The organism is Aeromonas allosaccharophila (genome assembly GCF_016026615.1).
Taxonomy (GTDB): Bacteria; Pseudomonadota; Gammaproteobacteria; order Enterobacterales; family Aeromonadaceae; genus Aeromonas; species Aeromonas allosaccharophila.
On the sequence record NZ_CP065745.1, the window covers coordinates 2,730,569 to 2,754,077 of the forward strand.

Annotated in this window: 22 protein-coding genes; 12 read left to right on the plus strand and 10 right to left on the minus strand. The window is 60.5% G+C overall.

The annotated features are described in order from the left end of the window. Nucleotides 1–7 precede the first annotated feature (7 nt). The 10 genes from I6G90_RS12310 (at nucleotide 8) to I6G90_RS12355 (ending at nucleotide 9,371) form a co-directional block, all read left to right on the plus strand. The gene (locus I6G90_RS12310; protein ID WP_197927708.1) at nucleotides 8–790 is read left to right on the plus strand and encodes an acyl-CoA dehydratase activase; all 783 of its coding nucleotides are present in this window, start codon (nucleotides 8–10) and stop codon (nucleotides 788–790) included. Then, nucleotides 787–1,044 carry a DUF3343 domain-containing protein gene (locus I6G90_RS12315; protein WP_197927710.1) on the plus strand — a complete coding sequence of 86 codons (258 nt, stop codon included), beginning with the start codon at nucleotides 787–789 and terminating at the stop codon, nucleotides 1,042–1,044. The genes I6G90_RS12310 and I6G90_RS12315 overlap by 4 nt, the downstream gene beginning before the upstream one ends. A 134-nt stretch (nucleotides 1,045–1,178) precedes the next feature. Then, nucleotides 1,179–2,189 (plus strand): sugar ABC transporter substrate-binding protein, encoded by a 1,011-nt coding sequence (locus I6G90_RS12320; protein ID WP_058052511.1) that lies wholly within the window; start codon nucleotides 1,179–1,181, stop codon nucleotides 2,187–2,189. Further along, nucleotides 2,190–2,948, plus strand: a complete 759-nt coding sequence (locus I6G90_RS12325) for an ATP-binding cassette domain-containing protein (protein WP_182938207.1) — start codon at nucleotides 2,190–2,192, stop codon at nucleotides 2,946–2,948. Further along, nucleotides 2,945–3,925, plus strand: coding sequence for an ABC transporter permease (locus tag I6G90_RS12330; protein ID WP_197927712.1), 981 nt, complete (start codon nucleotides 2,945–2,947; stop codon nucleotides 3,923–3,925). The genes I6G90_RS12325 and I6G90_RS12330 overlap by 4 nt, the downstream gene beginning before the upstream one ends. A 9-nt stretch (nucleotides 3,926–3,934) precedes the next feature. Next, a complete protein-coding gene (gene melA / locus I6G90_RS12335; protein WP_197927714.1) occupies nucleotides 3,935–5,296 on the plus strand; it encodes an alpha-galactosidase in 1,362 nt (453 codons plus the stop codon). 382 nt (nucleotides 5,297–5,678) lie between these two features. Next, nucleotides 5,679–6,926 (plus strand): peptidase T, encoded by a 1,248-nt coding sequence (gene pepT, locus I6G90_RS12340; protein ID WP_197927716.1) that lies wholly within the window; start codon nucleotides 5,679–5,681, stop codon nucleotides 6,924–6,926. Beyond that, nucleotides 6,923–8,140, plus strand: a complete 1,218-nt coding sequence (locus tag I6G90_RS12345) for an MFS transporter (protein WP_197927718.1) — start codon at nucleotides 6,923–6,925, stop codon at nucleotides 8,138–8,140. The genes pepT and I6G90_RS12345 overlap by 4 nt, the downstream gene beginning before the upstream one ends. Nucleotides 8,141–8,419: 279 nt before the next feature. Then, entirely contained in the window at nucleotides 8,420–8,839 is a 420-nt protein-coding gene (locus tag I6G90_RS12350; RefSeq protein WP_111807109.1) for a MauE/DoxX family redox-associated membrane protein, read from the plus strand. 4 nt (nucleotides 8,840–8,843) lie between these two features. After that, complete coding sequence (locus I6G90_RS12355) at nucleotides 8,844–9,371, plus strand: rhodanese-like domain-containing protein (RefSeq protein ID WP_101315599.1); 528 nt, start codon at nucleotides 8,844–8,846, stop codon at nucleotides 9,369–9,371. Nucleotides 9,372–9,450: 79 nt separating this feature from the next. Here I6G90_RS12355 and I6G90_RS12360 read toward each other — a convergent pair whose 3' ends face one another. The 10 genes from I6G90_RS12360 to thpR form a co-directional block, all read right to left on the minus strand. Then, a complete protein-coding gene (locus I6G90_RS12360; protein ID WP_197927719.1) occupies nucleotides 9,451–10,815 on the minus strand; it encodes a cation:dicarboxylate symporter family transporter in 1,365 nt (454 codons plus the stop codon). Nucleotides 10,816–10,959: 144 nt separating this feature from the next. Continuing rightward, on the minus strand, nucleotides 10,960–11,310 hold the full coding sequence (locus I6G90_RS12365) for a putative quinol monooxygenase (RefSeq protein ID WP_148611537.1): 351 nt from the start codon (nucleotides 11,308–11,310) through the stop codon (nucleotides 10,960–10,962). A gap of 24 nt (nucleotides 11,311–11,334) precedes the next feature. Then, nucleotides 11,335–12,192, minus strand: coding sequence for a pantoate--beta-alanine ligase (gene panC, locus I6G90_RS12370; protein WP_042656634.1), 858 nt, complete (start codon nucleotides 12,190–12,192; stop codon nucleotides 11,335–11,337). A gap of 201 nt (nucleotides 12,193–12,393) precedes the next feature. Continuing rightward, on the minus strand, nucleotides 12,394–13,188 hold the full coding sequence (gene panB / locus I6G90_RS12375; RefSeq protein ID WP_197927720.1) for a 3-methyl-2-oxobutanoate hydroxymethyltransferase: 795 nt from the start codon (nucleotides 13,186–13,188) through the stop codon (nucleotides 12,394–12,396). Next, complete coding sequence (gene folK, locus I6G90_RS12380) at nucleotides 13,185–13,694, minus strand: 2-amino-4-hydroxy-6-hydroxymethyldihydropteridine diphosphokinase (RefSeq protein ID WP_197931195.1); 510 nt, start codon at nucleotides 13,692–13,694, stop codon at nucleotides 13,185–13,187. Before folK ends, panB begins: the two co-directional genes overlap by 4 nt. A gap of 11 nt (nucleotides 13,695–13,705) precedes the next feature. Beyond that, on the minus strand, nucleotides 13,706–15,181 hold the full coding sequence (gene pcnB / locus I6G90_RS12385) for a polynucleotide adenylyltransferase PcnB (protein WP_058052520.1): 1,476 nt from the start codon (nucleotides 15,179–15,181) through the stop codon (nucleotides 13,706–13,708). 344 nt (nucleotides 15,182–15,525) lie between these two features. Beyond that, nucleotides 15,526–16,434, minus strand: a complete 909-nt coding sequence (gene gluQRS / locus I6G90_RS12390) for a tRNA glutamyl-Q(34) synthetase GluQRS (protein ID WP_197927721.1) — start codon at nucleotides 16,432–16,434, stop codon at nucleotides 15,526–15,528. 111 nt (nucleotides 16,435–16,545) lie between these two features. Beyond that, nucleotides 16,546–16,995, minus strand: coding sequence for an RNA polymerase-binding protein DksA (dksA, locus tag I6G90_RS12395; RefSeq protein ID WP_005335644.1), 450 nt, complete (start codon nucleotides 16,993–16,995; stop codon nucleotides 16,546–16,548). 119 nt (nucleotides 16,996–17,114) lie between these two features. Next, nucleotides 17,115–17,858 (minus strand): DNA/RNA nuclease SfsA, encoded by a 744-nt coding sequence (sfsA, locus tag I6G90_RS12400; RefSeq protein WP_197927722.1) that lies wholly within the window; start codon nucleotides 17,856–17,858, stop codon nucleotides 17,115–17,117. Further along, the gene (gene thpR, locus I6G90_RS12405; protein WP_197927723.1) at nucleotides 17,855–18,412 is read right to left on the minus strand and encodes an RNA 2',3'-cyclic phosphodiesterase; all 558 of its coding nucleotides are present in this window, start codon (nucleotides 18,410–18,412) and stop codon (nucleotides 17,855–17,857) included. Before thpR ends, sfsA begins: the two co-directional genes overlap by 4 nt. 178 nt (nucleotides 18,413–18,590) lie before the next feature. Between thpR and hrpB the strand changes: the two genes are divergently transcribed. Together hrpB and mrcB are read left to right on the plus strand one after the other, a co-directional pair. After that, nucleotides 18,591–21,038, plus strand: a complete 2,448-nt coding sequence (gene hrpB / locus I6G90_RS12410; RefSeq protein ID WP_197927724.1) for an ATP-dependent helicase HrpB — start codon at nucleotides 18,591–18,593, stop codon at nucleotides 21,036–21,038. Nucleotides 21,039–21,147: 109 nt separating this feature from the next. Further along, nucleotides 21,148–23,466: a penicillin-binding protein 1B gene (gene mrcB / locus I6G90_RS12415; RefSeq protein ID WP_197927725.1), complete on the plus strand. Its 2,319-nt coding sequence runs from the start codon at nucleotides 21,148–21,150 to the stop codon at nucleotides 23,464–23,466. Nucleotides 23,467–23,509: the final 43 nt, after the last annotated feature.

The window sequence follows — 23,509 nt, forward strand, 5'->3', positions numbered from 1 at the left end:
AGGCGCCGTGTCACTCTCCATCGGGATTGACTCGGGCTCCACCGCGACCAAAGGGATCCTGTTCGACAACCGGGATGGCGGACGCATCGTCCGCCGTTTTCTGGTGCCGACCCCCTTTCGTCCGTTGGCCGCCATCGAGCAAGGCTGGGCCGAACTCTCGGCCGATCTGCCAGAACGCCCCCATCTCACCCTGACCGGCTATGGCCGGGATCTGGCGTCGTTCGCCGATCGCCGGGTCACCGAGATCTCCTGCCACGGGCTGGGTGCCCGCCTGCTCTGTCCATCGGTACACACCGTCATCGACATCGGCGGCCAGGACAGCAAGGTGATCCAGCTCGATGGCGAGGGCAATCTCACCGACTTTCTGATGAACGACAAATGCGCCGCCGGTACCGGCCGCTTTCTCGAGGTGATCACCCGCACCCTGGGGGCGCGAGTCGAGCAGCTCGACGAGCTGTTGGAGGGCGCAGAGCCCCACGACATCAGCAGCATGTGTACCGTGTTTGCCGAGTCGGAGGCGATCAGCCTGCGCTCGGCGGGCATTCCGGCCGAGTCGATCCTCGCTGGCATCGTCCGATCCATGTCACGGCGCAGTGCCAACTTCATCGGCCGCCTCGGCGCCAGACCGACCGTGCTCTTCACCGGCGGCGTCAGCCACTGCGCCACCTTCCGCCACTATCTGGCAGAAGGGCTGGGCTGCGACGTGGCCACCCACCCGGATGCCCAGTTTGCCGGTGCGCTGGGGGCCGCCCTGTTCGGTGCCCGCGCCAGCACGGGAGGCAAGTCATGAACGAAGAGTTTCTCTACCTGTTCCACTCCACCCTCGGCACGGTCAGGCTGCGCAAGCGGCTGGAGCAGCACGGCCAGTCGTTTCGGGTCTGCGACGTACCGCGCCAGCTCAGCGCGGGCTGCGGCCTCGCCATTCGACTCCACTGCCCGCCAGACGAGTGGCAACAGTGGTGTCAGCGCGGCGAAACCGCCTCCGTCTTTCGCTGCGAAGCGGACGGCGACTATCAGGAGCTGGCCCGCTATCCAGCCGTGTGAGCCTGCAGGAACCACCCCATTTGACCGCCCGACACCCGATCGTGGCAGCAACCACATTTACCCGGCGCGTTGAATGGCCTGTGCCTCACCGCAGACGATCCACCGCGCCCGCATTTACAACAAGGAGAAACACAATGCACAACACGCACACTGGCAATACTCACACGGCCAAACGCTGGCTGACCGGCCTGCTGATGTCCGGCTGCCTGCTCGCCTCCCAGGTGGGTGCAGCCCCCTCCGGCAAGGATATGACCATCTGGTTTGATCTCGGCGGCCCGGTCGGCGAATCCTACGTCACCGTGGTGCAGAATGGCGCCAAACAGGCGGCTGAAGATCTGGGGGTGGATCTGCGACTGGTCTACTCCGACTGGCAACCCCAGAAAATGATCGAGAACTTCAAGCAGGCAGTGGCCGCCAAGCCCACCGGCATCGTGGTGATGGGCCACCCCGGTGACAGCGCCTACCAGCCGCTGATTGCCGACGCCATCACCAAGGGGATCAAGGTGACCTCGGTGGACACCGAGCTCTCCGGCACCATGGCCAATGAATTGAGCAACGGCTTTGGCTACGTGGGCGACAACAACGCCACCCGCGGCATCAATCTGGCCAAAGAGGCCCTGCGCCGCAGCGGCCTGAAGAAGGGTGACCGCGCCATGGTGTGGGGCATCAAGGATATCGCCCAACGCAGCGACTCCACCCGTGGCCTGATCAAGACCCTGGAAGAGGCGGGCATGAAGGTCGACTTCATCCAGATCTCGCAGGAAGTGGACAAAGACCCGTCCCTGGGTGCACCGGTCGTCACCTCCTATCTGGCAACCCACCCCGACGTGAAGATGGTGCTGGTGGATCACGGTGCCCTGACCGCCCAGATGGGCAACTTCCTGCGCAACGCCGCCGTCAAACCCGGTGAGCTGTTTGTCGCCGGTTTCAGCCTCTCCCCCGCCACCGCAGACGGGATCCAGTCCGGTTATGTACAACTGGTGGCCGATTGCCAGCCCTACCTGATGGGTTACCTATCGGTGGTCCAGCTGGTGCTGAGCGAGCGTTACGGCTTTGCCGGGCTGGACATCAACACCGGGGCCGGTTTTGTCACCAAAGACAACATCGCGCTCATCGCCCCGCTGGCGGCCAAAGGTCTGCGCTAAATGGCACCACTGGCCCTCGAGCTGCACGGGCTGAACAAATGGTTCGGCCCGGTGCAAGCCCTGCGGGATATCCATTTCCAGCAGCGGGCGGGTGAAGTGGTGGCCCTGCTTGGCGACAACGGCGCGGGCAAGTCGACCCTGATCCGGGTCATTGCCGGCGCCGAACCGTTCGGCAGCGGCACCCTGACCGTTGCCGGGCAGACGGTGGCAGGCGATCGCTACGATGTGCCCACCGCCCGTCGGCTCGGCATTGAGACCGTCTATCAGAGCGGCGCCCTCGGCGAGCAGCAGAGCGTCTGGCGCAACCTCTTTCTGGGACGCCATCTGCGCAATCGCTGGGGCTTTATCGACCGGCAAGAAGAGCGATGCCGGGCCGCCGAGCTGCTGCGGGTACTCCATTTTCGCGGCATCGGTGCCAACGTCGATGCGCCGGTCAGCCTGCTATCTGGCGGCGAACGGCAGGGGCTAGCCATCGGCCGCGCCATGCTGTTTGATGCCCGGCTGGTGATCCTCGATGAGCCGACCACCGCCCTCTCCCTCGGCGAGGTGGAGAAGGTACTCAGCTTTATCGAACAGCTGCGGGCCCAGGGCCGCGCCTGCCTGCTGATCACCCACAACATGGCCGATGCCTACCGGGTCGCCGACCGCTTCGTGGTAATGGACAGGGGCGCCATCGTCGCCCAGTACCACAAAGCCGACATGACCCTCCCGGCCCTGCAACAGGCGCTGCTCGATGCCGTCAGAAGGGGTAGCCAATGAGACACTTCCTGCTCGCCCATCGCGCGCCTTTACTGACCGGGCTGATCCTGCTGCTGTGGGGGCTGTTTGCCAGCATCAGTCCGGTCACCTTTTTCCATGGCCGGATCTACACCTCCCTGCTCTCGACCATTCCGCTGACCATCCTGCTGGCGCTGGGCATGACCCTGTTGATCATCGCCCGCGAAATCGACATGAGCTTTCCTGCAGTCATCGCGCTGGGGGGATTTATCTTCGCCTGGCTGTTCCAGCACACCGGCTCGCCGCTGCTGGCACTGCTGGGGGCGATGGCGGGGGGGCTGCTGTGCGGCCTGCTCAACGCCCTGCTGATCGTGCAGTTCCAGATCCCCTCCATCATCGCCACCATCGGCACCCAGTTCTTTATCGGCGGTCTCACCACTGTGCTGGCCGACGGGCTGGCCCTCAGCCTGCCCGAGATCCGCGATACCCTGCTCCATACCCTGCTGACGGGGCGAGTGTGCGAGTGGCTGCCCGCCCAGGCCCTCTGGAGCATGCTGGCAGCGCTGCTGCTCTGGCTGCTGCTGGCCCATCACGAGCTGGGTGACAATATCAACTTCATCGGAGACAACCCGGAGGCAGCCCGCCTGATGGGGGTGCCGGTCAACCGGATGCGGCTCGGCCTCTTCATGCTGATGGGGCTGCTCGCCGCGCTGGTCGGGGTGCTGATCAGCGTCGAGATGAGCAGCTGGTGGCCCAATCAGGGGCAGGGTTACATGCTGCTGGTGTTTGCCTCCGTGTTCATTGGCGGCACCTCGGTACTGGGGGGCAGAGGCACTCTGCTGGGCAGCCTGTTTGGCGCCTGCATCATCGGCATGCTGGAGGCGGGCATCATCAGCGCCGGTCTCGACGGCTTCTGGACCCGACTGGTCTACGGGGTGATGATCCTCGCCGCCCTGATGATCCACGGCAGCATGCTGCAACTTCAACAGGGACGCTGGCGTTCCCGTTTTTTCAAATAAGGTTCTGACATGAGCAAAATCACCATAATTGGCGCAGGCAGCGTCATGTTTACCCGCCAGATCGTCTCGGCCCTGCTCTCCTACCCCGCCATGGCGGGTACCGAGCTGGTGTTGATGGATCTCAATCCCGAGGTGCTGGCCCAGAGCCACCGTCTCATCACCATGATGGTGGCGCAATCCGGCCTGCCGATGCAGGTGAGCCAGACCACCAGCCAGCGCGATGCGATTCGCCATGCGGACTTCGTCATCAGCGCCATTCAGGTGGGCGGCCTCGCCCCCTGGAAGCTGGACATGGCGATCCCGGCCAAATACGGGGTGATCCAGGAGGTGGGCGACACCATGGGACCGGGCGGCATCTTCCGCGCCCTGCGCCACATTCCGCCTATGCTGGCGATCCTGCGGGATATGGAGGAACTCTGTCCGAACGCTCTCTTCATCAACTACGCCAACCCGCTGGCGCCCCTCACCTGGGCCGCCAAAGAAGCAAGCACCATCCAGTCCATCGGCCTCTGCTACGGAGTGCGCTACACCGTAGCCCAACTGGCCGGTTATCTGGGGGTCGGCCCCTGGGTGGATCACCCCTCCACCCCGGAACGCTGGCAGCGCCTGATGTATCACGATGTGCCCACCGAGGTGGAGTACGAGTTCGCCGGGATCAACCACATGACCTGGATCACCCGCTTTGCCATCCATGGCGAAGATATGCAGCCGAAGATCCGGGCGCTGGTGAATGATCCGAAAACCCGCGAGGCGGACGGCGTGCGCTGCGAAGTGCTGAAGTTCTTTGGCCTCTGGTGCACCGAGAACCACTGGCACTGCAGCGATTACCTGCCCTATTTCCGCAAGAACGAGGCGATGATCAACCACTTCCTGCCCCAACGCTGGAATCTGCTGGCCCTGGAAGAGCAGGTCCACGCTGCCGGCAAGGCGGAGATCGCCGCCCAGCTGGCGGGGGAGAAACCCTTCGTCATCGCCCCCAACATGCTCAACGGGCCCAAGCTGATCCACGCCATGGTGAGCGGCGAGCGCACCCGCATCAACGGCAATCTGGCCAACTGCCAGCCCGAGGGACTGCTGGTGGAGAACCTGCCCGCCGACTGCGTGGTAGAGGTGCCGATCTGGGTCGATGAGAAGGGGCTGCAACCGCAGGCGATGGGGCGGCTGCCGACCCAGTGCGCCAGCCTGTGCAAGAGCAACACTGCGGTGCAGGAGCTGATTGTGCAGGCGGCCCTGACCGGCGATCTCGATGCCGCCCGCTACGCGCTGGCCCTCGATCCGGTCACCGCCACCGTCTGTACCCTGGAGCAAATCCAGCAGATGTTCGACGAGATGTACGCCGCCCAACGTCAGTGGCTACCCCAGTTCGCCTGAACCGGTACGCCGCAATGACAGAGGGGCTCCCGCGCGGGAGCCCCTCTTTTTTGTCAGCGGCCCACGCAGGCAATAGCACCTGATGGTGTACTGCCCGTTTCGCCCCGCGATGCACCAGCCCGACTATCACCAATGAGTGAACGCTGAACTGAAATTGGTGATGCGTCAGAATAGGGGAGACTACAAACTTAATGACAACAAAATCAACAACATCAAAGATGGGTGACCAATCACATTTTTATATTTAATTTTTATGTAGGCTCAGTGTCATCAGAAAACTCTTATGTATGAATTTAATTAATCAAAACCCATACTAATTTAAAACCCAATAATTACATAACATAAACATTTTTCTGCAACATATCTTATAGGTGATTTTTTAATGAGCCCACGTATAAATCTAGAACAAATCATTGATACCTTTCTTGCGTGCACGCGGATTAACACAACTGCCATTGCTTCTAAACAAACATTACCAAGTTGTGAGAATCAATTAAAGTTGGCAGAACTCGTTGCAAGTTACTTTGCCGATAATGAAAACATCAGCACAACAATCAATAGCAATGCGATAACTAAAATTACCCTATCTGGAAACAAGACAGGATTACCCTCTATCGTATTTTTTTCTCATTTGGATACAGCTCCTGACCACGATGGTGACACCCATGCTATTCGAGTTAAAAACTATGATGGCACAACCATTACTTTGCCAACGACACAGGAGACAATCTCCCCAGATGATTATCCAGAACTATTAGACTACGTAGGCCAGGATATTATCACGACAGATGGTACTAGTTTGCTAGGTGCTGATGATAAAGCCGCGATTGCCGCTGGCATTGAAGCCATGCGCTATATGATCGATAATCCAGAGTTTTTACATGGCGACATTAGTCTGGTTCTGCTGCCAGATGAAGAAATTGGCATTCGTGGTGCAAAGGCCCTTAATGTTGCCGAGCTACAAGCAGATTACGGCATTTGCCTAGACTGCTGCGGCGTGGGTGAATATGTTATTGAAAACTGGTACGCAGGTAGTGCCAAAATAACTGTACAAGGTGTGACTGCACACCCAATGAGTGCCAAAGGAAAGCTAGTCAATGCGCTAAGTATTGCTAGCAATGTGATTAATCGCTTACCAGCCATGGAGCGCCCCGAGCACACAGAAGGACGCGAAGGTTACTATTGGCCACTGCAACTAGTGGGAGATACCGCACACGCAACACTAGATATTGCAATTCGTGATTTTGAAATCACCGGTTATCAAGCTCGCAAGCAGACCCTGCAAGATATTGTCGAGGATCTACAAGCCATATCTGGCACCGGAAAAATCAACCTCGTGATCAATGATGTTTATGATAATGTAAAACCATCCCTTGATAAAAACCCAAATATTATGGCCAATGTCGAGTTGGCAATGCGTAATCTTAATATTAAGGCGAAACCACTCATCATGCGTGGTGGCTATGACGGCAGTGTCATTACACCTAATGGCTTGCCGACAATCAATATTTTTACTGGCGCGCATAACTTCCACTCAACGAAAGAGTATTTACCAACTGGCTCTCTGCGCTTGGCAGCAGAAATGCTGCTAGAGATGGTTGAGCTAAGCACCAAAGAGGTGAGCCTGTGAAAAAATGGATAATTGAATTCGTACTCTATACCACCTATATGGTGTTTGGTGCCGCATGGGCAACGAGTGGTTCTGTGATGCCACAGATTATGGCCGATTTTCATGTCGACGTGTCCCATGCCTCACTCATGTCCAATGTGATTTTATGGGCAAAGATTGTTGGCGCTGTTGGCACATCGCTTATGGTCGTAAAACTGGGTACGCGTAAATCCTATTTCCTAGGATGTATGATGATCAGTCTGTCAGCCTTTATTCCGTTGACCAACGATTTCAACATGCTACTGCTAATCCGCTTTTTAGGTGGGTTGGGAGGTGCCATTTGTCTCGTTTCTCTTGTACCGACCGTGGCTCGTCTGTTTAATGACAAAATGGCTGCCACACTCAACAGCATCAATTGCACATCAAATATAGTGGGCACCATCATTGCGCTAACTCTTGCAGTGTCGTTATCCAACCTATTGGGTGGCTGGCGTAATTTATTAGCCGCTTATGGTGTGATTTCTCTGGCACTGGGTGTACTGTGGTTCTGCTGTTTCACTGATGAAGAGCAGACCACACCAAACAATATCTCTGAGGCCAACGAAAATAAATGGAGCTCACTCAAAGAAGTGCTCTGTAGCCGCGTAATCTGGGGAATGATCCTGCAGTATGTTGGGGCAATGATCATGATGGTTTTCATGTTCACGTTCTTGCCGCTATATTATGCAAAATATGCTCATTTACCTGCCGATTCCCATGCTCATCTAAGCGGCACTGTCAATCAGGTGGGGATAATGTTGGGTGCCTTGATTGGTCCTATTTTCAAGGCGAGAGGTTATCATTATAGACGCTGGTTATTTTCAACCAGCATCGTGATGGCGCTAACGACTTTTGCCATGCTGTTTGCCACTAATGATCTGGTGATCCTGGTTTGTTCCTTCCTAACAGGATTGATCTTTGCCACCTGGTTTGCATTTATTTTCTCAATTCCTAAAGAGATGCTGAGCTCGGTAACAACCCAAACAGTAACATATGCCATGTCTACATTCTGGTTCTCTACCTTCTTGATCGCAACCATTAATAGCCAACTCATCGCTTGGTCAATAGATGTAACTGGCGGATTCACTGCCGGGTTTGCATTTGTCTTTGCCTTGATGGTGTTGTCACCCGTGTTGGCACTCTTGGTATTTCCAAAGCCAGACAAGACAGCAATACAACAACCTGCATTTAATTAAGACCTGATATGATAACCGCCAGCGATGAGCTGGCGGCCTTTGACATAACACATGCTTACTATGGTCACAGACCACCCGAGCACGCTCAGAACCGATACCCAGAATCGTATCGAACCACGTACTATCCTGCCCACTATAACCCCCCATCTTACCTCCTGATGAGGAACATCCCGCGCATCGCTTCGCAAAATAGAGATTTATATGGTCTTGCATGGGGTTAGCCATTGCGGCTCAATCGGGAATTGTTAGAATTCACCCCTCTCTATAAAGAGGTAGAACATGCCTGCATTGCTGCGCATGCTGGCCAATCTGGCGCTGGGGGGATTTTTCGTCGCCTCTGCCGGGTTCAAGCTGGTATCCCCCGCCCTGTTTGTCGAACAGATCGCGGCCTTCGGGCTGATCTGGCCGTCACTGATCCCGCCGGTGGCCTGGGGGCTGATCGCGCTGGAGCTCTGTGCCGGGCTCGCAGTCATCGCCAACCGGCGCTGGGGATTGTGGCTGGTGATCGGGCTGCTCGCCCTGTTTATTCCGGTGTTGGGCTATGGCATTGCCATCGGGCTCGACATCTCTTGCGGCTGTCTTGGCAGGGCTGATCTCAGCTCGTTGCCGGAGGCCATCCTGCGGGATCTGCTGCTACTGACGCTTGCGGGCGCCCTGCTGCGAACTTCCCGTCCCGTTTTTCCCGTTCCTAAGGAGTAGTGACATGATGACATTGCGATCCCGCACCCTGCTGGCCTCGCTGATCGCCGCCAGTTTTGCCCTCGGTGGCTGTGGCGACAACCAGTTCGAGCAGGAGGTGAAGCTGGAGCAGTCGGCGGTGCAACTGGCGCAAGAGACACAGCAAGGGGGCTATCAGCTGCTGACCGTGGCCGAGCTGAAGACCCGGATGGACAAGGGCGAGGAGCTGGTGATCATCGACACCATGCCCTATGAGGACTCCTACAAGAAAGAGCACATCCCTGGCGCCAAGAACTTTGTCTTCGTGAAGGAGGCCAAGGCCGGTGACAACTGGAGCGAGATCGTCGAGGGGAGCGGCACGGCGGAGCAGTTCCAGGCGCTGTTGGGTGAAGACAAGTCCCGCCCGGTGGTGATCTACTGCGGCTTCGTCAAGTGCGGTCGCAGCCACAACGCCGCCGCCTGGGCGGTGACTCAGGGCTATCAGCAGGTCTATCGGGTGCCGGGCGGCATCTTCGCCTGGAAAGGAGCCGGTTACCCCGTCTCTGCCGAGTAATCTCTGCTCACAAGGCAACACAGCCGACATAAAGAAGCCCGCAACTGCGGGCTTCTTTCATATTTGGTCACGCTCGGAGTTAGCTGGCAGCCTGCTGCTCCAGCACCTGCGTCTCGGCCAGCTGCTGTTTGCCCAGCAACCGCTTGGTGATCATCGCCGCCATGATGGAGCCGTTGACGTTGAGGGCGGTACGGCCCATGTCCACCAGTGGCTCAATGGCGATCATCACCCCCACCAGCGCGATGGGGAAGTTGAGGGTGGAGAGCACGATCAGCGCGGCGAAGGTGCCACCACCGCCGACGCCAGCCACCCCGATGGATCCGAGCGCAATGACCGGCAGTAGGGTCAGCAGGAACAGGGGATCAAACGGGTTGATGCCGAGCATGGGGGCGATCATCGCCACCATCATGGCCGGATAGATACCGGCGCAGCCGTTCTGCCCCAGATTGGCACCGAATGAGGCGGCGAAGTTGGCGATGCTGGCGGGCACCCCAAGGCGCTGCTGGGTCTCGATGCTAAGCGGAATGGAGGCGGCGCTGCTGCGGGAGATAAAGGCGAAGGTGAGCACGCCCCACACTTCCCGCAAATAGTGCAGCGGGTTCTGGCCGAGCAGCAGCAGGATCACCATGTGTACCGCAAACATCGCCAGAATGGCGACATAGCAGACCAAAATAAAGCCGAGCAGATTGAGGATCTCGCTCAGGGGATAGTGAGCTACCACCCGGGCGATCAGCGCCATCACGCCATAGGGGGTGAGCGCAATCACCACCCGCACCATCTTCATCACCCACAGTTGCAGGGTGTCGATGGCGACAGCGGCGCGAGCCCCCGCCTCCGGGTGCTCCGCCTTCAGCTGCAGCAGGGCCACCCCGGCCAGCACTGTGAAGATCACCACGCCGATCACCGAGAGACCTCGGCTACCCGCCATGTCGGCGGCAAAGTTGGTGGGCACCAGCGAGAGCAGCAGGGCGGGCAGAGTCTGGGCACTGTCGATGGTGCTCATGCTCTGTTGCAGGGCGGCGCTGTCGCTACCGTGGCTCAGCAGTCCATCGGCAGTGAGACCGCTCAGATGGGTGATGGTCATCCCCACCACACCGGCAATCATCACCAGCGTCAGCATGGAGCCGATCAGCACGGCGCTGATCTTGCCAAGGGACTGGGCCTGCTCCAGCTTGTTGATGGCAGAGAGGATGGAGGTGAACACCAGCGGCATCATCACCACCTTGAGCAGGCTGACATAGCCGCCGCCAACGATATTGACCCACTCCAGGGTCTGCTGGACACCGGCATCATCGGCGCCCCAGCCCAGTTGCAGACCGAGACCAAACAGCCCCCCCAGCAGCAGACCGGCGAGCACCTTGCGCGACAGCGGCACCGTGGCGGGCAGCCGGGTCAGGGCAAAACAGAGCAGACAGAAGAGCAACGAAGCAAACAAGGTAAACATAAATAAACACCTGTAGCGGCCATCAGGGCCGATTGTGGAGAGAGAAAACAGCGGGTGCGAGCAGGGTCGCGGGGGAAAACGCCAAATGGCAGGCGTGAAAAAGCAGCGGACGCCCGAGGGGGCGTCCGCTGGCAATCGGGAGAATTACTTCTTTACGGGGGCGTCGTACTGTTCGGGTTCGTCGCTATAGACGCAGACATTCCACTTGGCGGCCAAACCATCATCGGCCAGGCAGTAACGCTCGAAGAACGCGGTGATCTCGGCGCGCTGGCAGTGAGCTTCAAAGGCTGCCATATCTTGCCAAATCTCGTTGAACACGATGGGGAAGCTCTCCCCCTCGGCAAACGGGCTAGCGATGTGACGGGTCACCCGATATTGCAGGCAACCATCCTCACGCAGGGTATTGGGCTCGAGCGCCTGCAGCACCTGAAACAGGGCTTGCTCCTGACCGGGTTTGGGCAGGAATTGGGCAATGCAGTAAACCTTCTTGGACATGGGGTCCTCCTGGTTGTGGCGGGCTCAGGCTTGCTGCAGCGTGACCACTTGATTGTCGATAAGGCGCGCCTTGCCAAGATAAGCGGCCATCAGGATCACCAGCTGCGCGCTCTCGTCAGTGGCAGACTCGAGAGTGGCGGCATCGACGATGTCGATGGCATCGGTACGGAAACCGGCATTGTCGAGACGCTGGCTGGCCTGCGCCACCAGCGACGGCAGGTGGTGGTCACCCGCTTCAATCTGCTCGGCGATCCAGTTCATGGTGCGCGCCAGCTCGGGGGCAATGGCCCGCTCGGCGGCAGTCAGGTAGCCGTTGCGGGAAGAGAGTGCCAGCCCGTCTTCGGCCCGCACGGTGGGCACGCCGACGATCTCGATGGGCATCGCCATGTCGGCCACCATCTTGCGAATAAGCGCCAGCTGCTGGTAATCCTTCTGGCCAAAGCAGGCCACATCCGGCTGCACCAGATTGAACAGCTTGGTGACGACGGTGCTGACCCCGCGGAAGTGACCGGGGCGCAGCGCCCCTTCCAGCAGGCCGGAGAGGCCCGGCACCTCGACGAAGGTCTGGCTCGCCAGCCCCTGCGGATACATGATCTCCGGGGTCGGGGTGAACACCATATCGACGCCGGCGACTTCCAGCGCAGCGCAATCCTGCTCCAGAGTGCGCGGGTAGTTGGCGAGATCCTCGGCCTTGTCGAACTGCATCGGGTTGACGAAGATGCTGACCACCACCTTCTCGGCGTGGCTGTGCGCCTCTTTCACCAGCGTCAGGTGGCCCTGATGCAGGTTGCCCATGGTAGGCACGAATGCGATGGCACGCCCTTCACGGCGCCATTGGCTGATCTGCTCACGCAGAACGACGGGATTATTTACGACCAACATCAGCAGTTCACCTTCCGATAAATCAAAAAGAGAGACGGGTTGCATCCACCGCTAGCGCTCGGGCGGGATGGGGCTCGAACATGGCTATCAGCAGTTCACCTTTAGATGAATCAATAAGATACGGATTAGCTATACGGATTGACTGTACGAGGCTGACAAGCAGAGACGGGGGCCGCAGCCCCCATCGTGCAACAGCCAGGATCAGTTGAAGCAGTGCTCCGGGCCGGGGAAGCTCCCCTCGCTCACCTGCTGGACATAGAGGCGGATGGCGGCACGCACATCGCCGGTCTCGGCCAGGAAATTCTTGGTGAACTTGGGCACATAGCCGGAGGTGACGCCAAAGGCATCGTGCATCACCAGGATCTGGCCGTCGGTCGCGGGGCCGGCACCGATGCCGATCACCGGGATGCGCAGCGCCTTGGTGATGCGCTCGGCCAGCGCAGTGGGCACACACTCGAGCACCAGCAGCTGAATACCGGCCGCTTGCAGTTCGAGGGCCTGACGGTAGATCTCCTGCGCCTGAAACTCGTCGCGCCCCTGTACCTTGAAGCCGCCAAAGACATGGACGGATTGCGGGGTGAGGCCGAGGTGACCACACACCGGCACCCCGTTGCGGGTGAGGTGCCGGATGGAGTCGCACAGCCAGTCGCCCCCTTCCATCTTCACCATGCGGGCACCGGCCGCCATCAGGCGGGCCGCATTCTGGTAAGTCTGCTCGGGCGTGGCATAGCTCATGAACGGCATGTCGGCGACCACCAGTGCCTTGCTGGCACCGTGCGCCACACAGCGGGTGTGATAGACCATCTCATCCATGTTGACCGCCAGGGTATCCTGACCCCCTTGCAGCACCATGCCCAGCGAATCGCCGATGAGCAGCACGTGGGCCCCCTCGTCGTCGAACAGCTTGGCAAAGGTGGCATCATAGGCGGTGATGGCGGTGAACTTTTGACCTTCCTGCTTCATCTTCAGCAGGCTGGCGGTGGTGATCTTGCTCATAGAGGCTCCTGTAGATCTGCACGCGGGGCAATGATGGCCAAATCATTGTGCGGGCAGCGGGCAACCAGTCGGGCGAGCGGGGTGCCGCAGGGCAGCACCAGAGCAGGCGCAATTTCGGCAAGGGGCAGCAGCACGAACTCCCGCTCCTTCATGCCGTAGTGGGGTACGATCAGGCGCTCATGGTTGATCACCTGAGCCCCATAGAGCAGCAGATCGAGATCCAGGGTTCTCGGCCCCCACCGCTCATCCTTGCGCACACGTCCCTGTTCCAGCTCGATTTTTTGTAATTGATCCAGCAGCGCAAGGGGCGCCAGCCGGGTGTTGAGCCGGGCTACGGCATTGACGTAGTCCGGTTGGTCAGCAGGCCCCATGGGGCGGCTGCTGTAAAACGACGAGGCCTCCACCAGCACAGATTCCGGCAACCGGCCCAAGGCGGCGACGGCGCGACGAGCCTGACCCAGCGGGTCAGACAGGTTGGAACCTATGGCTATGAAGACCTCGGTCACCACGTCTGTTGTCACTCGGCCACTTTCGGTTTGCGGCGACGGGGGCGACGACGGTTGCGGCTGTTGCTGCTGCGCTTCTCGCCATCGTTGCTGCGGGCCTCACCGGCCGGGGCACGCTCACCGCTCGCCGGGCGACGGGTCGCTTCGCGCTGCAGTTGCGGGCGCACATCCGGATTGGAAGCGACATAGCGCTCCCACCAGCTGGCCAGCTCGCCGAGACCACGCTCGACCCGGTTGCGCAGCAACAGGAAGTCGTACGCCGCGCGGAACTTGGGATGCTCCATGGCGCGCTCGGGGTGCTTGCCCTGACGACGGGTCAGACGCTGTTGCAGTGCCCAGATGTCGCGGACATCGGTGGTGAAACGCCGAGGAACGGCGATGATCCGCACCTGATTGTCCAGCACCTCGTTGATCGCCAGCATGAAGGCGTCATACCAGGGCAGGCCGCTCTCGTTCTCCAGCACCCGACCACGGGCCTCGACGGCGCCCCACAGCAGGGTGGCGTAGAGGAAGGCGGGGGTGACGCGTTTGTCTTCACGGACACGGGTGTCGGTATCGATCAGCGCCAGCTCGATCAGCTGCTCACAGGGCGAGTTGCCGTGCGGGGTAAACAGCGCCGCCACTTGCGGGAACAACTGCTGGAACAGGCCATACTCGCGCAGCAACTTGTAGGTCGCCAGACCGTCGCCAGCCAGGAACAGCTTGAGGGTTTCCTCAAACAGGCGGGCAGCAGGGATGTCTTGCAGCAGCGGCGCCAGCTCCTTGATGGGGGCGGCGGTACGCGGGCTGATAGTCATGTCCAGTTTGGCGGCAAAGCGCACGGCGCGCAGCATCCGTACCGGATCCTCACGATAACGGGTCTCGGGATCACCGATCAGCTCAAGCTTGCGCTCGGCCAGATCTTCCAGACCCCCTTCGAAATCGTGCAGGGTGAAATCTTTGGCGCTGTAGTAGAGGGCGTTGACGGTAAAGTCACGGCGCTCGGCATCCTCTTCAATGGTGCCGTAGACGTTGTCGCGCAGCAGCATGCCTTCATCAGACTGGGCCGACACATGTTTGCTGGTATTGACCTGATGGTGGTGACCCCGGAAGGTGGCCACTTCGATCACGTCACGACCAAAGACAATGTGGGCAAGGCGGAAACGACGGCCAATCAGGCGGCAGTTGCTGAACAGCGCCTTGATCTGCTCCGGCGTCGCATCGGTTGCGATGTCGAAATCCTTGGGCGTCTTCCCGAGCAGAATATCCCGGACTCCGCCGCCGACCAGGTAGGCCTCATAGCCCCCTTTGTTCAGGCGATAGAGCACCTTGAGGGCATTCTCGCTGATCTCTTTGCGCGAAACAGGGTGCTGATCACGGCTTAAGGTACGACGTTGACCGGCGACACGGGCTGGAATGGGGGATTCCACCGGCTGCTCGCCATCTTCCTTGCCGAGCACCTTGCGGCAAAAGTTTGCGATCTGGGAAAAAATGGTACACCTCTTCATGACTTCTAAATTGACGGGAGGCCAAAAAATAGCGGCCTATCATAGCTCACGCCTGACCAAATGAAAAACCATGAGGTTACTTCAGCGCATTTGAATCAAACCGGGCCAAAAAATAGCGGTCAATCTGCACATAGCTCACGCCTGACCAAATGAAAAACCATGCGGTTACTTCAGCTCATTTGAATCAAACCGGGCCAAAAAATAGCGGTCTACCTGTGCATAGCTCACACCTGACCAAATGAAAAACCGTGCTGACAATTGATCCCGCATGAAACCATCTGCCAGCGAAAATCGCGGTCTATCTGCGCCCAGCTCACATCCTATTACACGAAAACCGGTTCTCTTTACTCAAGGTCCAACGGGATCTTCTCGCTGGCGGGCACCCGTTCGAGCCGCCAGTTGGCGATGCCCCACCCGATGATCTCGTCGATCCGGCTCGCCATCAGCTCGGGAGGCGGGCACTGGCCGAGGAAATGCAGTGCCTGCCACAAGGCCGGTCGCACCTCATCGAGCGCCAGCGCCGGCGCATGGTTCTGCTTGGAGAGCTTGTTGCCATCGGCCAGTACCGCCAGCGGCAAATGTACCCAGTCGGGCACCGGTGCCCCCAGGGTCTGGTAGAGAGCAATCTGGCGCACTGTGGGCTCCAGCAGATCGGCGCCGCGTACTATCTCGGTGATGCCGCTGTCCATATCATCCACCACCACCGCCAGGTTGTAGGCGTAGAGCCCGTCGCGGCGGCGGATAATGAAATCCTCCTCGGCCAGCGCCGCCGGGACCGCAATATGGCCCTGCAAGCGATCATCGAAGTGGTAGACCGGATGGTGCTGGCGCAGCCGGGCGGCACATCCCTCTGCCGTCAGCCCGAGGGGGCGGCAGTGGCCGCTGTAGAGACCGCCCGCGGCCATGATTTCGCGCCGGGTACAGCGGCACCAGTAGAGATCGCCAGCCCGATAGAGCTGATCGATGATCTCGTCATAGCGGTTGTGGCGCCCGCTCTGGAACATCACCTCCCCATCCCACTCGAGACCATATGCCTCAAGGGTATTGAGGATCAGGTCAGCCGCGCCGGCCATCTCCCGAGGCGGATCGATATCTTCGATACGCACCAGCCAGCGCCCCCGCCGGGATCTGGCCTGCAAAAAGCTGCCGAGGGCGGCGATCAGCGAACCGAAGTGGAGCGGGCCGGAAGGTGAGGGCGCAAAGCGGCCGACATAGGGGCGCACAAGGGATGAGGACGGGGTATTCACGGGCATGACTGTTCGGGTAAGCGATTCATTGAGGCTGCATTTTGGGGGGCGACCGCCAAAAGCTCAATAAAAAAGGGAGCCCGCGAGCTCCCTTTTTCATATACCAGAGGGTCGGGATCAACCGGCCATCTGTTTTTCCTTGATCTCGGCCAGCGTCTTGCAATCGACACAGAGGTCGGCTGTCGGACGGGCTTCCAGACGACGGATACCGATCTCGATACCGCAGTGTTCGCAGTAACCGAAATCATCGTCTTCAAGCAGCTGCAAGGTCTTCTCGATCTTCTTGATCAGCTTGCGTTCACGGTCGCGGGTACGCAGTTCAAGAGCGAACTCTTCTTCTTGCGCGGCACGATCCACGGGATCCGGGAAGTTGGCAGCCTCGTCTTTCATATGGTCGACGGTACGATCAACTTCCTGCATCAGTTGGTTGCGCCAGGCACCCAGGATCTTGCGAAAATGCGCCTTTTGTTGGTCATTCATGTACTCCTCACCCGGCTTTTCCTGGTAAGGCGCGACACCCGCAATGGCCAGGGGGCCCAGAGATTTCCTGTTTTCGCCTGTTGGCATGCCCTGTCTCCTAATTCAGCACGCTACCCGTGCCATCCATAAATTGAGGGCGACATCTATAGCAGAAGGGTAACGGGTAAGCAAACGAGCCGTACCAATAATGTTACCCACTCCAATATTTATGCACTCCCCTCGGGTAACAGGTGACCAGATTCAAATGGGATTAAACCTTGGGCCACCATGCCATGCACCCCAACATGGGGCCGATAGCATAAAATTTCAACCCCCGCCGCAATTGACTGCTCAATTAGCAGACTATAGTGCGGATCTATATGGGTTGCAGGGCGCATCCGGCTTATTCCGGAGTGCAACACCATAAAGAGCAGCACGGCTCTGTGGCCCGCCGCTTTCATCGCCATCAGCTCGCGCAAGTGCTTGGCGCCACGGGCGGTGACCGCATCGGGGAAGTAACCCATGCCCGGTTGATCACGCTCGTCGAGCAGGGTCACCGATTTTACCTCGATGTAACAATTGCCCTTCTCGTCATCTTCCAGCAGCAGATCGATGCGACTGTTCTCTTCGCCATACTTCACCTCGGTGCGCAACCGGCTGTAACCCGCCAGCGGGGCGATGGCATCCTGCTCGATAAGCTCCCGGGCGATCTGGTTGGCGCGCGCCGTGTTGACGCAGATAAAGTGGCCTGCCGGGCTCTCGGCGATCTCCCAGCTGTTGGGCAGCTTGCGCTTGGGGTTGTCGGAGGTGGAGTACCAGACCCGGGTGCCCGGATCGGCACAGCCGGTCATGGCACCGGTATTGGCGCAGTGGATGGTGATGACCTCGCCGTTATCGAATTGCACATCGGTCAGAAAGCGCTTGTAGCGGGCCACCAGCTGGCCCGATTGCAGGGGGGGATCAAAGATCACGGGTTTACCCTCCGTTGCTCTTCATTATCCAATCCCTCTTTGCGTCTTGCCCGCAGCGGCCAGCAGGCAAGCGGCTCGTAGCGTACCCCGTCCGGGGTCGAGATGGATTGATAGAGGCAGAACTCGTCAGCCTGCAGCAGAAAATTTGGGGCAGGCTGGATAGCCGGTGCCTCACCCGCCTTGCGCGACAGGGTGACATGGGGGCGATAACCCTGCTCGCCATTGCCAAGACGCAGCTTCTCACCGTGGCGACGCAGCGCCCTAGCCAGCACATTCAGCTCGTTGGGACACTCCTTCGGGCCAATCCAGGCGGCCTTGGCCCGACTGAACCAGCCGGTCTCATCCAGCCTGATGGCAAGCGGCGGACAGTGCTGACGCTCCACGGCGGCGATCAGGCGGCGGGTGGTCAACTCGTCCGCCTCCCCCAGAAAGGCCAGGGTCAGGTGGAGGTTGGCTTGCGGCACCGGCTGACCGGGCCAGGGCTGCTGATCGCGCCAGGCGATGAGCTCGGGGGCGAGCTCCTTGACGGGCAGGGCAAAGAAGAGTTTGGCCATGTGGTGATAATGCCTTTTTCACGCTCATTGGATGGGCCCATTCTATGGCAGCCATCGGGCCATGTCTCGCCAGCCTCCCGCCCGAGTGGCCATCTCCGCACATCCACTCACGGTGGCGCGGGTGGCTGTGGCAGAATAGGCGCCGTTTTACCGGTTGCTACAGAAGGTGCTCATCGCTTTGTCCCAGCTCCCCATCGTTTCGGTATTGCCCGAACTCTTTGCCGCCCTCGACAGCCACAGCAGCGTGATCCTGCAGGCGCCGCCCGGTGCGGGCAAATCGACCCTGCTGCCGCTGGAGCTGGTGCGCCAGAACCGGTTGCCCGGCCGTATCATCATGTTGGAGCCAAGGCGTCTCGCGGCGCGCAATATCGCCAGCTTTCTGGCGCGCCAGCTGGGGGAGAAGGTGGGCGAGCGCATCGGCCTGCGGGTACGCGGCGAGAGCCGCACCAGCGCAGCGACCCGGCTCGAGATCGTCACCGAAGGGGTGCTGACCCGGATGTTGCAGCAAGACCCCGAGCTGACCGGCGTCTCGCTGGTGATCTTCGATGAGTTCCACGAACGCAGCCTGTACGCCGATACCGCATTGGCCTTCGCCATCGAAAGCCAGCAAGGGCTGCGCGATGACCTCAAACTCCTGGTGATGTCTGCCACCCTGGATGGCATGGCGCTCGAGCGCCTGTTGCCGGATGCCCCTGTAGTTCGCTCCGAGGGGCGCGGTTTTCCCATCGAATATCACTACCGCCCCGCCAATCGCCAGCAGTGGCTGGAGCCGCAGATCGGCGCTGTGGTGCTGGAGGCGCTGGCCGCTCACGCTGGCAGTCTGCTGGTCTTTCTGCCGGGACAGGGAGAGATCGAGCGACTGGCGCAATGGCTGGAAGGGCGGCTGCCGGACGATGTGATCCTCGCCCCCCTCTACGGGCGCCTCGATATGGCGGCCCAGCAGGCAGCCATCGAACCGGCACCTGCGGGCCGCCGTAAGCTGGTGCTCACCACCAATGTGGCGGAGACCTCCCTCACCATTGAGGGGATCTCGGTGGTGATCGACAGCGGGCTGGAGCGACGGGCCTCGTTCGACCTGAAAAGCGGCGTCACCCGACTGGAGACCCGCCAGATAGCCAAATCCTCCGCCACCCAGCGGGCCGGTCGCGCCGGTCGTCTCGGCCCCGGCGTCTGCTACCGGCTCTGGAGCAGCGAGGTGCAGGAGCGGCTCGCCGAGCAGAGTCCGCCAGACATTCTCACTCAGGAGCTGACCGGCCTGCTGCTGGACGCCGCCCAATGGGGTGCCAGGGTGGAAGATCTGCCGCTGCTGGACATGCCTCCCGCCGCCGCGGTGGCCAGCGCCCAGCGGCTGCTGGTCGCCCTTGGCGCCATGAAGCCGGAGGGTGAGCAACAACTCACTCCCGCTGGCCGTGCCATGGCCGCCTTCGGTACCCACCCTCGCCTCGCCCGCATGCTGCTGCGCGCCCGCGAGCTGGAGTCCGAGGGTCTGACAGGGATTGTCGCCGATGCCGCATATCTGGTGGCGTTGCAGGAAGAAGATCTGCGAGGATCGGAGCGCCTCTCTGTGCTGTTCCACCGCCGTCAAAGTGCCCTGCGTCAGGGGGCGGCCCGCTGGTTTGAGCGGCTTGGCGCCCGCCCTGCCAGTGCGCAGGGTCAGTGGCTCGGGCTACTCTGTGCCCTCGCCTGGCCGGATCGCATCGGCAAACTGCGTAGCGGCAGTCGCTATCAACTCAGTGGTGGGGTGAGCTGCGATCTGGTAGAAGGTCATCCCTGTCAGGGACAAGCCGCCCTTATCGCCATCGAGATGGGGCAGAACGATCGCGGCAGCCGCATCTTTATCGCCGAACCGGTCGAGCTGGACGAGCTGGTACGCCTGCTGCCGGAACTGGTGAGCGAACGGCAGTGGTTCGACTGGGATGAACGGGAAGAGCGGGTGCGCGCCGAGCGCCAGCAGGTGTTAGGCGAGCTGGTGCTGAGCCAGCGACCGCTAACCGAACTCTCTGACGAGCAGAAAGGACGCTGCCTGCTGCAGGGGATCCGCCGCAAGGGGCTGCATGTGCTGCCGTGGGACGAAAGCAGCGAAGGGCTGCTGGCCCGTCTGCGCTGCGCCCGCGACTGGCTGTCCGATGAGGGGTGGCCCGCGATGGATGACGAGAGCCTGCTGGCCACGCTGGAACAGTGGCTGCTGCCGGCGGTGAGCGGCATGACCCGGCTGGAGCAGCTGAAGAAGCTCAACCTCGGCGACATTCTGCGTCAATCCCTGCCCTGGCCGTTGCCCAAGCGGCTGGACGAGGCGCTGCCGAGCCACTTTGCGGCGCCCACCGGCAGTAGGGTGCGGATCCGCTATCAGCCGGGTCAGGCACCGGTGATCCCGGTGCGTATTCAGGAGATGTTCGGACAAGGTTCGACCCCCTGCGTGGCCGATGGCCGGGTGCCGCTGGTGGTGGAGCTGCTCTCCCCCGCCCAGCGGCCGCTGCAGATCACCGCCGATCTGGCTGCCTTCTGGGCTGGCTCTTACGAGCAGGTGAAAAAAGAGATGAAGGGGCGCTATCCCCGCCACTACTGGCCGGATAATCCGCTGGAGGCGATGCCGACCAGGGTCACCAAGAAGAAGATGGGGATGTAGGTTCGATGAACGAAATCTCACCGACTATTTGATGGATAATCGGCCGCGATCGTTCGATTACGCCGCGATGACAACACAACGCATAATGATGAACAGGTAAAGAGGAACCATGGCAACCCAACGACGCAAGAGCCCTCCCAAGAAGGCCGCACCCAAACGCACCATCTGGCGCAAGCTGTTCTGGCTTGGCTTCAAGCTCTCCCTGGTGGTGGCGGCCTTTATGGTGGTGTTCGGCATCTATCTGGATACCAAGGTGCGCGAGCGCTTCGATGGCGAGAAGTGGCAGCTGCCGGTGATGGTCTACAGCCGCCCGCTGGAGCTCTACCCCAGCCAGCGCCTGTCGCGGGACCAGATGCTGCGCGAGCTCAACATGCTGAGCTACAAGCAGGTGCGCCAGCCTCACACGCCGGGTGAATACACCATCAACGGCAACCGCATCGAGCTTATTCGCCGTCCGTTCGAGTTCTATGACGGCGCCGATGGGGCCCGTGGCCTGCGCCTCACTTTCAACGGCCCGCGCCTTGAGGGGATCCAGTCGCTGGAGAACCAGCGCCAGCTCGGTTACGCCCAGATGGACCCGGTGCTGCTCGATCGCCTCAATACCGAAGATCGGGAAGATCGCCTGCTGGTGCGCATCGCCGAGGTGCCCGACAGCCTGCTGGTGACCCTGCTCACCACCGAGGATCGCGACTTCTACCAGCATGGCGGCGTCTCGCCGGTAGCCATCATGCGGGCCATGTTCGCCAACCTGATCGCGGGTCGCACCGTGCAGGGGGGCAGTACCCTCACCCAGCAGCTGGCCAAGAACTTCTTCCTGACCCGTGAACGCAGTCTGTGGCGAAAGTTGCAGGAAGCCTACATGGCGGTACTGATCGACTATCGCTACAGCAAGGACGAGATCCTCGAGTCCTACCTCAACGAGGTCTATCTGGGGCAGAACTTTTCGCAAGGGGTCTATGGTTTCGGGCTTGCCTCCTACTTCTACTTCGGCATTCCGGTCAACGAGCTGGATATCGATCAGGTCGCCCTGCTGGTCGGTCTGGTGAAAGGCCCCTCCTATTACGATCCCTGGCGCTTCCCGGAGCGGGCCAAGACCCGCCGTGATCTGGTGCTGAAGCTGCTGATGGATCACGGCAGCCTGACCCAGGCCGAATATGAGCTGGCCAGCCGCCAGCCCCTTGGCATCATCGCCCGCGGCCAGATGAGTTATGGCCGTACCCCGGCCTTTATGGGGCTGCTCAAGCGGGAGATCCAGAGCCGCTTTGGCGCCGATCTGCTCAAGCAATCTGGCCTGAAGATCTTCACCAGTCTCGACCCCATCGCCCAGCATGCGGCCGAGCGGGCGGTCGAATCGGGCCTCGCCGAGATCGAAAAACTGCGCGGCAAGAAGAAGCTGGAGGCGGCCATGGTGGTCTCCGACTGGCACAAGGGCGAAGTAGTGGCGCTGGTGGGTGGCCGCGATCCCCGCTATGCCGGGTTCAACCGGGCGCTGGATGCCCGCCGCCAGATCGGCTCTCTGGTGAAACCGGCGGTCTACCTCACCGGCCTCTCCAACGGTCTGACCCTGGCAACCCCGCTGAAAGATCAGCCGATCCGCATTCGCGGTCAGGATGGTCAGGTCTGGACACCGCAAAACTACGATCGCAAGTTCCGCCAGAGCGTGCCGCTGATGGATGCGCTGGCCAGCTCCCTCAACGTGCCGACCGTCAATCTGGGTCTGCAGGTCGGGCTGGAGAAAGTGGTCGATACCCTGCACAAGCTGGGGGTGCAGCAGGAGATCCAGCCCTATCCGTCGCTGGTGCTGGGGGCGGTGGCGCTCTCCCCGATGGAGGTGAACCAGATGTATCTGCCCATCGCCAATCAGGGGCTGACCCAGCCGCTGTCGGCGATCCGCGCCGTGGTCAAGGGGGATGGCAGCCTGCTCTATCAGCATGATCAGACCGCCAAGCGGGTCACCGACAGCCAAGCAAGCTGGCTGACCCTGTTCGCCATGACCAAGACGGTGAGTCAGGGCACGGCTCGTGCGCTCAGTGCCAAGTTCCCCGGCGCCACCATGGCGGCCAAGACCGGCACCACCAACGAGCTGCGCGACTCCTGGTTTGCCGGGATGGACAACAACGAGCTGGTCAGTATCTGGGTCGGGCGCGACGACAACACCCCGGCGGGCTTGACCGGTGCCAGCGGTGCCCTGCAGCTCTTTAGCGGCTACATGAGCCAGCGTGGCGTCAACAGTCTGGGATTGAAGATGCCGGAAGGGGTCACCTGGGCCAACTTCTCCCGTGCCAGCGGCACCCGCGTCACCAGTGACTGCCCGGGCAGCCTGCAGGTGCCAGCCAAGGCATCCACCATGGGCTCCCCGGCCGGTTGCGCCAGCAGCGCGACGCCACGCAGTGCGCTGGATGACTGGTTCGGCGGTTTCTTCAACTAGATCAACAATACGGGCAGCGCAGGCTGCCCGTTCACTATGCTGC